The sequence below is a fragment of the Dethiosulfatarculus sandiegensis genome, assembly GCF_000931935.2.
In the GTDB taxonomy this organism is placed as follows: domain Bacteria; phylum Desulfobacterota; class Desulfarculia; order Desulfarculales; family Desulfarculaceae; genus Dethiosulfatarculus; species Dethiosulfatarculus sandiegensis.
This window is the reverse complement of sequence record NZ_AZAC01000016.1, coordinates 50,956-66,408: the sequence shown is the minus strand read 5'-3', so window position 1 is coordinate 66,408 and position 15,453 is coordinate 50,956. Positions and strand designations below refer to the sequence as shown.

At 53.6% G+C, this 15,453-nt stretch carries 12 protein-coding genes; 3 read left to right on the top strand and 9 right to left on the bottom strand.

Going from position 1 to position 15,453, the window contains the following annotated elements:
• Positions 1-66: 66 nt before the first annotated feature.
• The 6 genes from X474_RS12680 to X474_RS12655 form a co-directional block, all read right to left on the bottom strand.
• Complete coding sequence (locus X474_RS12680) at positions 67-1,920, bottom strand: ASKHA domain-containing protein (protein WP_052515165.1); 1,854 nt, start codon at positions 1,918-1,920, stop codon at positions 67-69.
• Positions 1,921-2,055: 135 nt separating this feature from the next.
• The gene (locus tag X474_RS12675; RefSeq protein WP_044349378.1) at positions 2,056-2,967 is read right to left on the bottom strand and encodes a SphA family protein; all 912 of its coding nucleotides are present in this window, start codon (positions 2,965-2,967) and stop codon (positions 2,056-2,058) included.
• A 332-nt stretch (positions 2,968-3,299) separates the two neighbouring features.
• Positions 3,300-4,634 carry a uroporphyrinogen decarboxylase family protein gene (locus X474_RS12670; protein ID WP_044349376.1) on the bottom strand — a complete coding sequence of 445 codons (1,335 nt, stop codon included), beginning with the start codon at positions 4,632-4,634 and terminating at the stop codon, positions 3,300-3,302.
• Positions 4,635-4,673: 39 nt separating this feature from the next.
• Positions 4,674-5,318, bottom strand: coding sequence for a cobalamin B12-binding domain-containing protein (locus X474_RS12665; protein WP_044349374.1), 645 nt, complete (start codon positions 5,316-5,318; stop codon positions 4,674-4,676).
• A 17-nt stretch (positions 5,319-5,335) separates the two neighbouring features.
• Complete coding sequence (locus tag X474_RS12660; protein ID WP_044349371.1) at positions 5,336-6,145, bottom strand: dihydropteroate synthase; 810 nt, start codon at positions 6,143-6,145, stop codon at positions 5,336-5,338.
• A gap of 18 nt (positions 6,146-6,163) precedes the next feature.
• Positions 6,164-6,811: a DUF1638 domain-containing protein gene (locus X474_RS12655; RefSeq protein WP_044349369.1), complete on the bottom strand. Its 648-nt coding sequence runs from the start codon at positions 6,809-6,811 to the stop codon at positions 6,164-6,166.
• A 289-nt stretch (positions 6,812-7,100) separates the two neighbouring features.
• Between X474_RS12655 and X474_RS12650 the strand changes: the two genes are divergently transcribed.
• The 3 genes from X474_RS12650 (at position 7,101) to X474_RS12640 (ending at position 9,118) form a co-directional block, all read left to right on the top strand.
• The gene (locus X474_RS12650) at positions 7,101-7,913 is read left to right on the top strand and encodes a GntR family transcriptional regulator (RefSeq protein WP_231688327.1); all 813 of its coding nucleotides are present in this window, start codon (positions 7,101-7,103) and stop codon (positions 7,911-7,913) included.
• Entirely contained in the window at positions 7,906-8,580 is a 675-nt protein-coding gene (locus tag X474_RS12645) for a cobalamin B12-binding domain-containing protein (RefSeq protein ID WP_044349367.1), read from the top strand. Before X474_RS12650 ends, X474_RS12645 begins: the two co-directional genes overlap by 8 nt.
• Before the next feature lie 199 nt (positions 8,581-8,779).
• On the top strand, positions 8,780-9,118 hold the full coding sequence (locus tag X474_RS12640; protein ID WP_231688326.1) for an MGMT family protein: 339 nt from the start codon (positions 8,780-8,782) through the stop codon (positions 9,116-9,118).
• Positions 9,119-9,128: 10 nt separating this feature from the next.
• On the opposite strand, the gene X474_RS12635 is transcribed toward X474_RS12640, so the two are convergent.
• The 3 genes from X474_RS12635 to X474_RS12625 are packed head-to-tail and all read right to left on the bottom strand — an operon-like array spanning position 9,129 to position 15,042.
• A complete protein-coding gene (locus X474_RS12635; protein WP_044349364.1) occupies positions 9,129-10,745 on the bottom strand; it encodes a TolC family protein in 1,617 nt (538 codons plus the stop codon).
• 2 nt (positions 10,746-10,747) lie between these two features.
• The gene (locus X474_RS12630) at positions 10,748-13,837 is read right to left on the bottom strand and encodes an efflux RND transporter permease subunit (RefSeq protein WP_044349500.1); all 3,090 of its coding nucleotides are present in this window, start codon (positions 13,835-13,837) and stop codon (positions 10,748-10,750) included.
• 5 nt (positions 13,838-13,842) lie between these two features.
• Positions 13,843-15,042 (bottom strand): efflux RND transporter periplasmic adaptor subunit, encoded by a 1,200-nt coding sequence (locus X474_RS12625; protein ID WP_044349362.1) that lies wholly within the window; start codon positions 15,040-15,042, stop codon positions 13,843-13,845.
• Positions 15,043-15,453 lie beyond the last annotated feature (411 nt).

Below are 15,453 nucleotides of genomic sequence, written 5' to 3'. Positions count from 1 at the left end.
TAACAATTGCGTTTTAACCTGATTTCAAAGGGATAAACTTTGACAGGTCCCGTCAGCCCACATAAATCAGCTCCGATTCTTGGAGAAAGCCAGGCTGCGGGCAAACAGCTTGTTGAACAGAGGTTCACTGGCCAGCTCCAGATAACGGGCCATGGATGGAATAGCCTCCGCCCTGATTCTGGCCTCTTGATTATTGAGCATCTGTTGAGCCCCCTTGCCGGCTGCATTGCCAACCTGGCGGTAGATCGCAGCGGGTGCATCAGGTATCAAGCCAATAGACCTGGCGTTCTCCACATCAAAATTGCTGCCAAAGGAGCCCGCCAGCACTATTTCAGAGATATCGAAAGGTTCCAAACCGGCCAGATGGAGCAGAGTGAAGGCCGCCGCGTTGATGGCTCCCTTGGCAAGCTGAACCTGACTGATATCCGCTTGGGTCACCACGATATCCTTGCCGGTGGCTGATTGTTCACCCGGCACCAGAATATAACGAATGGAGCGTTCATCCACCTTCACCTGAGGCAGGGATTGATCTAAATGGCCCTGCGCGTTGATGATTCCGCCGCGCGCCATTTCCGCCACCGCGTCGATAATGCCTGAACCGCATATTCCGGCGGGCTTGCCGCCATCTATGGTCGACCACACCAGCCGGCCCTTATCCAACTGCACCCGGGAAACAGCCCCTGCCATGGCCCGCATGCCCGAGCTGAGATGAGCCCCTTCAAAGGTTGGGCCTGATGGGGCCGAAGCGATTAAAAGGGGATGCTCGCTGCCTGGCGCGGTAAGTACAACCTCAGTGTTGGTGCCGATGTCCAGGCCCAGGCGACAGGGGCCGGGCAAATCCAGATCAGCCCCCATTATCATGGCCACGTTGTCAGCCCCCACAAAACCGCCCACCAGAGGGGGTAGATATAAATAAGCGCCCGGAGCCAGGTTAAGGCCGATCTCCCGTGCCTTTAGGTCAATGGCCTGGTCCAGGCTGGCCACAAAAGGCGGTGCACCCAATTGTTCCACGGGCAGGCCAAGCAAAAGGTGCGTCATGGCTGTGTTGCCCACCAAGCTCATCTCGGTGATGCAACTGGGTTCAACTCCCACAGAGGAGCTTAATTCGACTACCAAATCGCCAAGCGCCCGGCGCACCAGGGAGGTTAGTTGGCGTCGGTCGTCGGGATTATGAATGGCCCGTTGCAAACGTGTAACTACATCGGCTCCAAATGCCACCTGGGGATTGAGCCTGCCCCGGGAATTCAGCACCTCTCCTTTTTCCAGATCTATTAAATAGGCCGCGATCTTGGTGGAACCCAAATCCACGGCCACACCCAGGGCAGCATCTCCGGGGCCTGCCACGCCGACTACTTCGGACCCGCGTTTATACACCCTGAGATTCCAGTCTTTTTCCCGGGCCATGCGGGTTATTTGGGTCGCTGTGGCCGGATCGCCCCACAACTCGCCTTCCCCTTCCCCAGCTGCCGGGGGGGTAACAGCCTCCAGCACTCGACGGAGGTCCGCACGGGGGTCTTCCAAGGTGGGAGCCTGAACTCGACAATCCACAGAGGTGATCACCGGTGAATTTGTCTGCGTAGCGCTTAAGTCGCCCAGGTCTATGCGCCAACTGCTGTCAGCGGTTTCAGCCGTATCAGGAATAACCACCCGCAGATCACCCAAGGCCCGAGTCTGGCAGGCCAAACGAAATCCTTGTTCAAGACGGGATTGATCAAGTAGGCGTTCTTCGGCATCATTAGGCGGAGAAACAGCTCCTTCCACTTGCACAAGGCAGCGGCCGCAAGTTCCTTTGCCTCCGCAGTCCAAAGGCAATAGCACTCCGGCAGTCAACATGGCTTCTGTAATAAGGCCGCCTTTTTGCAGCGCGACACTCTGTCCCCCAGGGTTGAACTCCACATTGACCATTGATTTCTCAGCCAAGGCAATTCTCCATTATAAAATACATTATCCACACAACGTCGCCGCAAGCAGCATGGTGTCGGACCCGGTGACGGAAGTAAGGATTGACCTCCCATAACCGGGCCCGAGTGCCCAGTTTTAAACAATCAAAGTACGCTAGAATGAACCTATCAGGGTAAGACAGACGTTTTGCCCCTCAGTGGTGTTCTCACCGGCATACTCAAACAAATACCGTAAGCTCAACTGGAATGGAAACGGCTTAAATCCCATGAGGCGGATTTCCGGTCCCACTGCATTACCAAAGTATTTTTGGTCTGAAGCTCCATCGCCAGAGTCTTCATCAAGCTGTTTATAGGTATACCCCGCCACCCCAGCGGTTAGAAACAGTTCTCCACTATTGAACGGAAAGGCCTTGGCCAAGCCGTACTCGGCCACAACATTGGCGCCAGCGGTGATTTCGGTGTCCCTGTCTTCTGTGTTCTGGAGCCAACGGGTCAATAGGGAGGCTGTCCAGGTCCTGGCTTCATCAAAGTAATAAGTGGCTCCCAGGGTCTCCATGAAGCTCCAGTATCCGGCGCCTGGTGATGAGGGTTCATCACTTTCGCCGGTGGGCGCGTAGAAACCAAACGCCAAGGCCACATCCCACCTTGGTGTATGCCAGGCAAATACAAAAGGCTCAACGCATATATCACCCAGGCTAAAGCTGTCTTCATCCACACCCTGGCGTTTCATTTCCATGCTGGTGTAAACCAGTGGAATCAAAACATCAAAACCAAAGTCAGCTCCCAAAATCTTATAATCAGTCATGTAGGTGAACTGGTGAACATTTGCGAAAACGGTGAGATCAAGGTCCAGATCAAGATCATTACCATTATCGTCGAGCATGGTGTCGGCGGTGTACATCAGATTGTACATGGTGTAGTGAAAACCCGGAGGCGGCAGGCTGGCTGCATTAAGGCCAAGAGAACCTGGAGTATAGTGACCAAAAGCCATGGCCGTGCTGGTGCAGTAAAAGAAAAATCCGATGGCTAATGTGATAGTGACAAGCCCTTTAACACGCCGCAACATAGTATCACCCCTTTTCTTGTCATTTGTGGTGACAAGCCTACTGAGATTTGGCTGGTAAATAAGGCTATAAGATCTCTTTTTCATCCTCAGGTTGAGACGAAGGCCCGTAATCAGCCCCCCAAAAGGCACACACTCCCGATGACTACATTACTTCTTTCATGGAGTAATGACGGTATGCCTCTGTCCGGGTTGACCATTCCCCTGTCCAATATCCGTTTTAAATAGTTCTTTTTCTATGTATCCATTGGTTAGGTGTTCGTGGCTCCCCAACAACAATCAAGGGTTTTGAGGAGCCACCTTTGTTCCGCTTAAGGGATCTAACCAATCTCCCGCTAGTATTGACCGTATTCCTTACCAGCCTCGACAAAGGCCAACATAGTGTCGTGCTTGGCTTCATCCATGGCGCAACCTATGCTGAGCATGTAGCCCTTATCTCCGGCAGCATCGTCAATGAGCTTTTTAGTCCCTTCCTTGACCTGTTCCGGGGTTCCGGTAAGAATCAAAGAGATCGGGAAACCACCGGCAATACACACCTTGCCGCCCAATTTTTTGCGGGCCTCTACCATATCTGTCCTATCGAACAGGTACATGGAGCGTATATCGGCTGTTTCAGCCAGGTAGTCCAGACGCTGGTTATAGGCTCCCTCCACAAAGCAGGCGGGCACACATCCAGCCTTGGCCAAGCCGTACATAACGGCCTTTAAGGTGGGCCAATAGAACTTCTGGAACTGCTCGTCAGACATGAAGCCATCGGCGCCTTTGTGCAAGGGGATGAACACCAGGGGATTTCCGCTTGCCACGGCCCCATCCACACCGGTCTTGATCATGGCAGGCACCAGACGCTCCACTGCCTCCAAAACCTTTTCGGGGCGGCGGTACATGTCCATCATCAGGGGAGTGGTGCCTCGGAAGGAATCGCTTAAGGTGTCAAAAGGAGCCTTGGTGGCGCCGCCTGCCCCAAAGGGGAACCCGGCAGCCAGAATCTGGGCCAAATACCCGCCCAGGCAATTGATCCATTCAAAATACTGCCGGCCTGCCTTGAGGAGAGTCTCGAAAGCTTCCTGCACCGGTGGGGTTCCAAGCGCAATCAGCCAGGAGCCCAGCATGGGCAGCTCCATGCTGCCATAAACCGGCGGAATCTCGGCCAGGGGAGCCAGGGCTCCCATGGTCTTTGGCATCCAGGAACGGAGCCAGAAATCCGTGGGATCGTTGATCAGATGATCAAACTCATCCGCCTTCATGTATTCCTTTTCGTGGAACTGGTAGGAAAGATGCTCGGCCACTCCATTGCCCGGCCATTTGTACAGGTGGTATTTCAAGGTGTCCAGGGCCGGGCCATAGCCCAACATGGGCGCCGCGCCTGCAGTGTCGGGTTGATAGGTGGTGCAAAAATCCAGATACGCCTGGCCGGCGGCATCGGGATCATACATGGCCTGACGCCCGGAAATCCCCTTCAACATGGTGGGGGCAAAGGTGGTCAAGGGCATGATCGGCACGCGCTTGATGTCTTGATCTATTTTCAAGGCAGCGGCCACCAGCCCGGCGCGCTCTTTATAAGCGGCCCTGTTTTCCTCGCTGGTAAACTCTATACCCTCACCCGAGGCCCATTGCTCCAGAAAAGCGTCCTGCCTCTCTATAACCGAGAGCTTTTCAAATCCTTTAATCATGATTCCCTCCGGGAAATTTTTATTTTGATTTGAAGGCGATTAACTGACCCATCCCTTGACTCGGCTGACACCTTCCACGGCATCTGTCACATAGGCGTCGGCTCCCACATAACTAAGCACCTGTTCGTCCATCTGACCGCCGCCGATGAGCACCTTGATATCATCCCTGAGTCCCTCGTCTTTCAGCTTATCCACCACAGACTTCATGGGGTCAAAAGCCAGGGTCAACAGGCCGCTCAAGCCAATTACATCCGCGCCAAAAGCCTTGGCCTCTTCTATGATCTTTTCAGTGGGCACATCGACCCCAAGGTCTTTCACATCAAGGCCGTTCAGTTCCAGCATCATGGTGGCGATATTCTTGCCTATGTCGTGGATGTCTCCTTGAACGGTGGCCATAACCACCTTGCCCAACTTTTCCCCGCCGTTTCCCGTTGTTCTTTCCTTGGCCAGGTAAGGCTTGAGAATATCGGCCGCTGCTTTCATCATTTCGCCTGACATGATCAACTCGGGGATGAAGTAAAGTTGTTTTTCAAATCGCTGGCCAACTTCCCCCAGAGCGTCCTGATAGCGGTTGAAGATATCCATGGCCGGAACGCCCTCATCAAGAAGGGTGTTGGTTAACTCCATGGCGGTTTCTTCCTGCATTTCTACAATCGCAGTATAGAGTTCCTGTAGATCAGCCATTTTAACCTCCAAATAGTTTATTTTTGCTCTTTTGTGATTTTCCCGGACCGGTAGGCCCGGCTGAATTTTTGGCAGAACTTATCTCTTCCCGTGAGCATTTCCGCCGCCAGCATCACGCCGATAAGGTCGCTGTTGTTGGGGTCGATAATGGCGCTGTCCAGCCCCATTTGAATGCACATGGCCATAAAAGTTTGATTGATCAATGAACGCAAGGGCATGCCAAAGGAAATGTTGCTGAGGCCGCAGGTTACGTGTGCTTTGGGATAGGCCTCATGCACACTTTTTATGCTGTCAAAGGTAATCAGGGCGTTTTGATCGCCGGTGCTGATAGCAGTCACCAGCGGATCGACATAAAGTTGGTCTTCCCGCAGGCCTCCGTCCTTGGCCAAACCCACCAGGCGATGGACAATCTTGAGGCGACCCTCGGCATTATCGGCAATGCCCACCTCGTCGTCCAGGGCCAGTAGAATCAGTCCGGTTTTATATTCAAGGGCTAAAGGCAATACACCCTCGATACGGGACTTTTCCCCGCTGACCGAATTTATGATAGGAGTTTTCTTTACGAGGTCGAGACCAGTCTTCAGGGCCTCGGGATTGGCGCTGTCCAGACAAAGCGGGCAGTCGGTTACCGATTGGATGCACTCCACCAGCCAGGCCATGTCCTCGGGCTCACGGCTGGGGGAGGTGCCGGCGTTCACATCTAGATAGTCGCTGCCCGCTTCCACCTGATTGAGGGCAAGTTGTTTTATATGTTCGGCGTCACGCTCCCTGATGGCGGCACCCACCTTTTTACGGGTGCCGTTGATTTTTTCACCGATAATAATCATAAAATTCCCTCACTTTCACTAAAACATAGGGATGGGGATACCGGGGGGGGCCACTATGAATTCAGGTCCATCCCACGGTCCATGTAAAAGTTTGTCCAATAGTTTCAAATCTTTGGGCAGGCAACAGAAGGTCATGTCGTGTTTTTTGGCCAGTTGACGGCAACGCTTTAAGGGCTCGATGGATTGATCTTTGCCGGTGAGCAAAGCAAGCCGGTTGTAATGTTTCAAGGCCACTTTAAGCAGCTGCTGTTGCCGTTCTTTGGGGAAGCGTTTTAAATCTTTTTTGAGTTGATCGAAGATATTCAGCTCTGTGTCGAGCCAGTGCGATTCCAGGAAATAGGTGCCTGGATTTTCATGTAGAACCTGCCGGTGCCTCTGGCGGGAGCCCAGTAACATTCCAACGCAATCATCAACCTTGGATAAAACCAGGGTGCTCTTTTTTGCCACCACCCCTTCCAGGGCTCGGCCGCATAAACCATAAGCCAACAGTATGGTTTCACCATTACGTTCCAGGCGGGCCACCTCCTCTCCTATGCTTTGGCGCAGCCGTTCCGGCTGCAAATGCAAGGCGATATCCAACACAGTCAAGGGCTCATCTGTTCCCAGCAGTTCCTTGACCAACGGGGCCAACGCTCTACAGGTGATGACTTTATTGGGGAAAGGCACGTAATTTATCTCCCAAGTCTAATCGGTTTTAGAGTATTATAGTCTTATAGAGTGATTTTACAAGAGTCTTATAGAGTAATTCTAAAATAACGCCGCATCCAAAAATTATTTATTACGGCAGCATCTGGATTTGCAGTTGATAAGCCATTGGAAAACAAAGGTTTAAAGGCGGGATGATTTCGTATATATTACCTGGTGAATTATTTTTCATAACCAGAGCGACCCCATGCGCCAACCTCTGATCAGTTGGGTGTGGCATTAGTACTGATATTCATGAGGTTTGTGCAGAGTGTCCAACTTGAAGGCAAACATAAAGAAACGGCAAAATCCGGACAAAGGCCCGAGACGCCCCCTGCTGGAGGTCAAAGAGGCCATTGACAAAGCCTCGCCCATGCCGGCCTACGCTCAATTGGCCGATTTTTTAAGGTCAGGCATTTCAAGGGGCGAATACCCCCCGGGTTCTCGCCTGCCGGCAGAGGCAACCCTGGCCAAGGCATACGGAGTCAGCGCCATGACCGCCCGCCAGGCAGTGAGTGTCCTGGAAGAAAACAACCTGGTGCGCAGGGTGCAGGGCAGCGGCACATATGTGCGCAAGGTGGACGTAGGCACCAGCAATTTTGACCTGGAGTCCTTTGCCCGTGTGTTTGGTGATCAGGATAATCTTCAAGTGCGCATTGTAAAGGCTGAGGTGAAAAAGGGGGCCGGCCCGGAAAAAGAAGTTCTGGGGTTACAGGCCAAAGATTCGGTTATCATGGTGGAGAGGATCATCTCACACCAAAACGAGCCTTTCACCCTGCACGTTTCCTTTACCACCTTTGATCCCACATCGCCCACAGTGGAGGCCATGTTGGATACGGTGGTATTGACCGGGCTCATTTTTCAAGAAGGATATTCCAATTTCAAACGCGGATCCTTGCGTCTTACTCCCACTCTTTTGGAGCCGCGCGAGGCCCGGCTTTTGGAGCTGAAGCAGGGAGAGCCGGTATTTAAACTGGATCATTTATTTTATAATTTTGATGATCAGCCCACCGCTTTTGGCTGGTTCTTGATAAGCCATGAAAAAATGCCATTAATTAGCAAGGTTGGTATCTGGGATGACTGATCGTACAGAACAAGGCGCCTTGGACTTGCGGCTGAAGCGACTGCTTGACCTGATCGTGCAGCTAAAGGAAGAGGAAAGCCTGGCCGAGCTGAAAAGTATGCTGGCCGAAGGAGTTGACCATAGGGATCTCCTGGCTTGCTTCATGGAAGGTATGCGGCGCGTCGGAACCAAGTTTGAAACAGGAGTCTATTTCATAGCCGCATTGATAATGGCGGGAGAGATAATGCGGTCGGCCACGGAGATATTACGCCCCTATTTAAAGCCCGGGCATCCGAACAACAAAGGACGCGTCCTTATAGGCACCATAGAGGGCGACATCCATGACCTTGGCAAGAACCTTTTCGCCCTTTTGCTTAACTGCAACGGCTTTGAGGTCATAGATCTGGGAGTGGATGTACCGGTCGTGAATTTTTTGCAAAAGGCCAGGGAACTGAAACCGGACGCCATATGCATAAGCTGCGTGCTCACCACCAGTGTGGAATATTTAAAGGACGCGGTGAAAGTCTTGGCTGACGAGTTCCCTTTTGCGAAAAATCGGATTGTGGTGGGCGGCACCTGCCTGGACGCACGCCTGGCTGAATATGTGGGCGTATCCCTCTGGGCCAGGGATGCCGCCGAAGGCCTGAAGATTTGTCAGAAAATAGTGCATACCAATCCCGCTGTCTGACGGTTTTGAAAACAGGAGCCTGTTTGCCGGCCTGTAAAAAGGCCCGACTCCTTTGAGCCGATTGGCGCCCCGATAAAAAGCCTTATTTACCTGGTACTGAACAGGACACAGGTGAAGTTTTGCCCACCCAAACTAGAAAACAGGACAGCTATGTGAAAAAGAAGCTGCGGGTGAACCGCGGCTGATAACCACTTGAGGCATGAATACTCAGGCAATGCAGCAAAAAACCTTTACGGAACGGGTGATCGATATCATCAGGGAAATCCCGCCGGGCAAGGTGGCGACCTATGGCGGAATAGCGGAAAGGGCCGGCAATCCCCGTGCTGCCAGGCAAGTGGCGAGAGTGCTCCATTCATCTTCCCGCAAAAGGGGCCTGCCCTGGCACAGGGTCATCAACAAACAGGGCCGCATAGCCTTGAAAGACCAGGGTTACGAACGCCAAAAGGCCCTGCTTGAGGCGGAAGGGATTTACCTTGATTTAAAGGGCAATGTTGACCTGGAGGAGTATTTGTGGAATCCCATCGGCGGCCTGATTTAGAGAACCTCACCTACCAAAGCGACGGTTTAGCGGCCACGGAAACGCCGCGTCTTTGCAACAGGCTGCCCTCTGCCAGATAAAGCCTCACCAAACCAATACGATAATAAACAATGGCCTGAACTTCGTTTATCTGGCTGGCCAAAAGATCCCGCTGGGCCTGGGCCACCAAAAGCGAGGTGCTCTTGCCCACGTCAAAGCGTTCTATCTCCGCAAAAACCGTTTTTTCCTGTAGCTCCCTGGTCAGACGGGTGGCAAAGATCTGGCGCCTGGCCCTTTCAACCTGGTTCAGGGCCAGCCTCACATCCAGCTCCACCTGTTGATTAAGGTTGTCAAGAGCCGCCCGGGCCTGCCTGGCCGAGGCCAGGGCAGCGGTGTGACGACCCTCGGCCGAAAGGTTATCCAGGTAATGACTGAGCTTCACCCCGGCCACGGCATCATAATTGGAGCCGTCCAAGTCTGAAAACGAATTGGATAAAGACTGGGCATATCCTGTCTTGCCCAGGCTGACAAACAGATCAAGCCTCGGCAGGAGGCCGTTTTTGGTTGCTATGGTCTGCAGGCGGTTTTCCTTTAGCCTAAGCCTGGCTTCATTCAGATCCGGCCTGGACTTGCGGGCCAGGGCTGCTCGGGCCTTGATATCTTTTATCGACCTTGGGGTGAGGTCCGGCCGGCTGGTGCTGACGAGTTTAAGCCCCAGGCCGCCGCCGGGGTTGATAATGCGCAAAAGCCTCAGCCTTCTGTCTTCCAGGTTGCTCTCCGCCTCAATGGTGGCCTGTTCGCGTCTGGCCACTTCCGCCCTGGCCGCGGCAGCCTCCACCTGGGGCAGCATGCCCACCTCTATCCTCTGCTCGATCTCCAAAAGCTGCTGCTGGGCCACTTCCAGGGAGCGCTTGAAAATGGCTATTTCCCTTTCGGCCTGCACAAACTCCCAATAGGCGATCTCAGCCTGGGCCAGGGTGGCTTCGGTAAAGCCCCTTAATTCATACAGACTGGCCCTGGTCTTAAGTTCGGCCTGACGCACAGCCACCAGGTTCACCACCGGCCCCAGGCCCCTTAACAAAGACTGGGTAATGCTCAAGCCCAACCGGGCCTCGCTCTCATCCGGGTCCAGGCTGGAGGAGGTCCTATCCCCTTCCGCGCTTATCTCCACATTTGTGCCGCTTGCAAAACGCCTGCGCACCCCGGCTGTAGCCAGGGTTTCCGTGGTTTCTTCGTTTTTCCAGGTTCTGGATGAGGTTTTGAATTTATCGGCCTTTTCCAGGCCATAGGAAAAATCCGCAAAAAGTTCAGGCGAAAAAACACCCCGTTCTATCTTTTCAAAGGCTCCGGCTTGCACAGGCGCGAACTGCCGGACCGTAAGCTCTTGGTTTCCTCTCAAGGCTGCATAGGCCGCCTGTTCCAAGGAAAGCAAAGTCTGCCCTTTTTCATTCACCTTAAAAGATGGAGCCTGGGCTTGCTCGGGCTTCAACTCGGCCGGGACCTGTAAGCTCAGATAGTCATCTTGGGGAAAGCGCTTATCATATTCAGCCTGGTCCACAGGCCAGCCGCCGGGCTTAAGGCACCCGGCAAGACCTAAAAACAACAGTAAAACCGGTAAAAAACGATATATGGAAATCAGTAAACGCAATTTCAACTCCGGGGCTTTTTTGAATCTGGATGAAACAGGCAATAAACCGCCGGGATCAAGACCAGGGTTATAAGGGTTGAACCGGTCAAGCCGCCTACCACTGCCCTGGCCAGGGGGGCCTGGGCATCGGCCCCCTCGCCCACGCCAAAGGCAAGGGGCAAAAGCGCCAGAATCGTGGTCAGGGTGGTCATTAAAATGGGGCGCAAACGACGACGCCCGGCCTCGGCCACTGCCTCCACCACAGCCATGCCCCGCCTTTTCAGTTGGCCTGCCTGGTCAACCAAAAGGATGGCGTTATTAACCACAATACCACCCAGCATGATGCAGCCTATATATGATTGCAAATTCAGGGTGGTCTTGGTCAGGAATAAAATAACCAAAACCCCCACCGCAGCCAGGGGCACGGAGAACATGACCACCAGGGGGTCGCGCAGAGACTCATACTGGCAGGCCAACACCATGTAAACCAGCACCAGGGCCAGGATCAAAGATACGATCAATTCGTTAAAGGCCTTGTTCTGTTCCTCAAGATTGCCCGTAACAGCCAGTTCATACCCCACCGGCCGGGGAATGGTGTTAAGCAGCTCTTCCACATCGCCGGCCACAGCACCCATGGGCCGACCGGCCACATTGGCCTCCACAAAGGCTATGCGCTGCTGGTCCTTGCGCTCTATCAGAACCGGCCCCCTGCCCTGGTCCGTGTGAACTAAATTGTTCAAGGAAACCTGGTCGCCGGTCCTGGTGGTGAGAGTGAGCCCCAGGATTTCTTCCAGAGGGCGCTTTTCCACATCCTTGAGCTGCACCAATATGCGGTAGGAGTTGCCACCGGTGCGGTATTCACCGGCCTTGGCCCCGGCCACGGCAATCTCAAGGGCCTGGGTCACATCCCGCACGCTAAGGCCCATGTCAGCCACCTTGTCCCGCTCCACTATGATCTTTTCCTGGGGTTTGCCCGGCTGCTGGCTGACAGTTACATCGGTAACTCCGGGAACCTTGGTCAGGAGTTTGGCCACCTGGTTGGCCAGGGCCTCCAGGATGTCTAAATCATATCCCCTGACCTCCAATTGCAGGCCTTCGTCCCCACCCAAGAGCCGCTCAAGCAGAAACTGGCCCTGTGGAGCCCTGGTGCGGATGGTCATGCCCGCCACCTTGCCGCCCAGGCGGCGACGCAAATCCGCCGCGATCTCAGTATTGGAGCGCTCACGCTCGGCCAAAGGTTTAAGGGAAAGGTTTATCTGGCTCTGACTGGAGGCGACTGCGCGCCGCCAGCCTGGGCCTACGCTTACCACACTGGATTCAAGTTCCGGCACGGCCGGGTATATGATCTTTTCCATGATCCTGGACTGCCGGTCCACCAGATCCAGACGGCTGCCAACCTCCATTTCGCCTACGACCCTTACCTCGCCCTCATCACTCGGAGGCATGAACTCAGTGTCAATATAGGGCAGCAACAGCAGGCTAAGCCCCAGACAGGCGGCTGCCGCGAAAACCGTGTACCAGGGATGGGTGAGGGCTTTTTGCAAAAAATCCCGATATCCGCTATCCATCCGGTTAAAGGCGTTTTCAGCCCATTTCATGATCCGGGCGTTCAGCCCGGATCTGGCGGGCAGGCATTCCCCCGGCGCCTTGAGCAGTTTGGAGGCAAGCATCGGCACCAGGCTGAAGGAAACCATAAGGGAACAGATCAGAGAAAAAATAATCACATAGGCCAGTTCAGAAAACAAAACCCCGGTCACTCCGCGCACAAAAACCAGGGGCAGAAAAATCACCAGAGTGGTCAGGGTGCTGGCTATGATAGCCATTCCCACCTCGGTGGTGCCGGTGGCCGCCGCCTCCTCAGGGGCCTCGCCCTCTTCCTGGCAGCGCCTGAAGGTGTTTTCCAAAACCACCACCGAACTGTCCACCATCATGCCCACCCCCAGGGCCAGGCCTCCCAGGGACATGAGGTTCAAGGTGAACCCGCCAAAATAGATCAGGGCAAAGGTGGCAATGATGGAGATCGGCATGGCCAGAGAAATCACCAGGGTGGAGCGAAGATCTCTCAAAAACAAAAGTAGAACCAATACAGCCAATCCACCGCCATAGAGCACGGACCGGGCCACATTGGAGATGGAGCGTTCTATGAAGTTGCCCTGGTTGCTCACCGGAACAACCTTTACCTGGGGAAATTCCGTGTTGACCCGTTTAATCTCCTCCAGTATGTGGCGTGACACCTCGACTGTATTTGCCTCGGCCTGCTTGCGAATGGCAACCCTGACCCCCGGAACTCCGTTGACCCGTATGATGCGGTTCAATTTTTCATAAGTGTCATCGACCTGGGCCACCTGGCTCAAGGTGACCGCGGCGCCTGCGCTTTTGGCAACCACGGTCTGCCTGATCTGATCCAGGCTGGTGTATTCGGCCGGCGCCCTTAAGGTTACCTCGTAGCGGCCCTGTTCAATCTCACCGGTGGGCAGGTCCAGATTGGCGTTTTCAATGGCCGCCAAAATCTGGGACAAGGGAAGCCCCAGGGCCTTGATGCGGTCCGGATCAAGCTGAACCCTCACCTCACGGTTAAACCCTCCCCAAACATCAACCTGGGCCACACCCGGAACCCGGGAAAACCTGAACCTGAGCTGATTTTCGATTATTTCAGTCAGTTCAATCGGGTCCAGTTTGCTGGAGATTCCCAAAATCACAATAGGAAAGCTGTTTATGTCGAATTTTCTTATGCGCGGCCTGACAATGTCATCGGGCAGTTCATTGATCTCGTCTTCCAGCACGGAACGCACATCCATGGCAGCCGTATCTATATCCGTGCCCCAGGAAAAGCTGACCGTGATCCTGCTTTTGCCTTCCGAAGACTGGGAGCCGATCTCCTCCACCCCCGGAACGGTGGCCACGATCTCTTCTAAAATCTGGGTGACCAGCCGCTCCATAACCTCGGGGCTGGCCCCTTCATAATTGGTCTGGATGGTCAGGGTGGGCAGCTCGATGTTGGGCAAAAGATCGATCTGGAGTCTGCTCAGGGAAAAGGCGCCTATGATCACAACCATAAGGGTAACCATGGTGGTAAAAACAGGGCGCCGAACACTGGCGCGGGGTAGGTTCACTGTCATTACCTCTTGACGTTTTGGGTTGAATGATTTTTTTGGTCCTCCGGCATGGTAATTTTGGAACCGTCAGCCAAGAGCTGCTGGCCCAGGGTGACTACCCTGCCCGAGAGATCATCATCCAGAACCTGAACCTGGCCATCCTGGTGTATGCCGGTTTTCACCGGCCTCCAAACGGCTTTCAAGTTTTTTTCATCAACCAAAAACACACCGCTTTCACCGCTCCGTTTGGTTACGGCAAGCGCCGGAACCATCACGGCATCGGTTATTTTCCGTAAGACCACGGTGGCCCTTATGAACATCCCCGGTTTCAAGCGCCTTTTAAGGTTGGGGATAACAAGCTCCACCCTGGCCTGGCGGGAGGTTTCCTTAAATACCGGAGCAATACGGTCTATCTGGCCGGTAAACTCAAGTCCGGGATAAGCGTCTGTTTTCAAAAACACTTTCTGACCCGTCCTTAAATTGGCATAATCCTTTTCCGCCACGAAAATAACCCCGCTTATGGGGCTTAACTCAACGATCGACAAAAGCGGGGAATTGGCGGCCACAGTCTGGCCCTCGTCCACAAAGCGCTCGGCAACCACCCTTTGCCTGTCACCTCCATACCAATCCGCCGTAACTTTGGTATAGCTCAGTTTGATTCTGGTGGTCTCCAGGGTTGCCTCGGCCCGAATGAGCTGGGCCTTGGCCACCTCAAAGGCCGCCTGGTTGGCCAACTGGTTTGCCTTGGCCTCGTCGAGCTGTGAATCAGAAGAAACCCCCCTTTTGCGTAAGGTGCTTACCCTTTCGAACTCCCGATTGGCTATCTCCAGCGCCTTGGTTGCCTTGGATAAATTTGCCCGGGCCACGGAGAGGTCGGCTTTGGCCTGCTTGACAGCCTGTATGTATTCATCATCGTCTAGCTCAGCCACAGTCTGGCCCCGCTTGACACTGTCAGCCAGGTCAACAAAGAGCCTTTCCACCCTGCCGCTTACCTTGGGAGCCAGCACAAACTCGGCCGATGCCTCCAAGGTTCCGCTAAAGGTGCGCCTAAACTCCATGTCCCCTCTTTTTATCAAGGCCGCCTTCACCGGGGCAGCCTGGGTGGACCCGTCTCTACGTGCGCCTCTGCCCCCCTCTTTATGACTGTAATAGACCCGTACAAGGACCGCTGCCACCAACAGGGCCAGGATCATAATGAAAATAAGCTTGGCTTTGTTTTTCATAACCGGATGATCTCATTAGGGTGCAAGCAATAACGGCCCGTATGGGGCCATGTCTTCCACAAAAGAAAAGCTGTCTTAAAACGATGCCGGGAAACAGGTTCCCTGGTCTTGCCAAGGACTCTTTCTCTGACATGTTCTGAGGCAGTTTATTCTAAGGAGCATTCTACAAAGGTCGGAGATAACCCTGCAAGCCCTTGCGGCTCGATTCACGGAATATAAATCTGGTTTTACAGCTTTTTCCCCGCATCTTTAAGTACCTGTTTTTTTAAAAATATTTAGACAGGATAGAGCGCCCGTAACCAGGGATTGAAATGCAGTTTCCCTTAGTGGATTCTATTTAACATATACATACCAAACCTTACAGCAAAATCAGCTCCATCTAATTTTAAACCGATTCATAAATATGGATTT

What these genes read in the sequence shown, in the direction of transcription:
- X474_RS12675 (WP_044349378.1), bottom strand. Translation starts at nt 2,967, where the DNA reads ATGTTGCGGCGTGTTAAAGGGCTTGTCACTATCACATTAGCCATCGGA.
- X474_RS12670 (WP_044349376.1), bottom strand. Translation starts at nt 4,634, where the DNA reads ATGATTAAAGGATTTGAAAAGCTCTCGGTTATAGAGAGGCAGGACGCT.
- X474_RS12665 (WP_044349374.1), bottom strand. Translation starts at nt 5,318, where the DNA reads ATGGCTGATCTACAGGAACTCTATACTGCGATTGTAGAAATGCAGGAA.
- X474_RS12660 (WP_044349371.1), bottom strand. Translation starts at nt 6,145, where the DNA reads ATGATTATTATCGGTGAAAAAATCAACGGCACCCGTAAAAAGGTGGGT.
- X474_RS12645 (WP_044349367.1), top strand. Translation starts at nt 7,906, where the DNA reads ATGACTGATCGTACAGAACAAGGCGCCTTGGACTTGCGGCTGAAGCGA.
- X474_RS12640 (WP_231688326.1), top strand. Translation starts at nt 8,780, where the DNA reads ATGAATACTCAGGCAATGCAGCAAAAAACCTTTACGGAACGGGTGATC.
- X474_RS12625 (WP_044349362.1), bottom strand. Translation starts at nt 15,042, where the DNA reads ATGAAAAACAAAGCCAAGCTTATTTTCATTATGATCCTGGCCCTGTTG.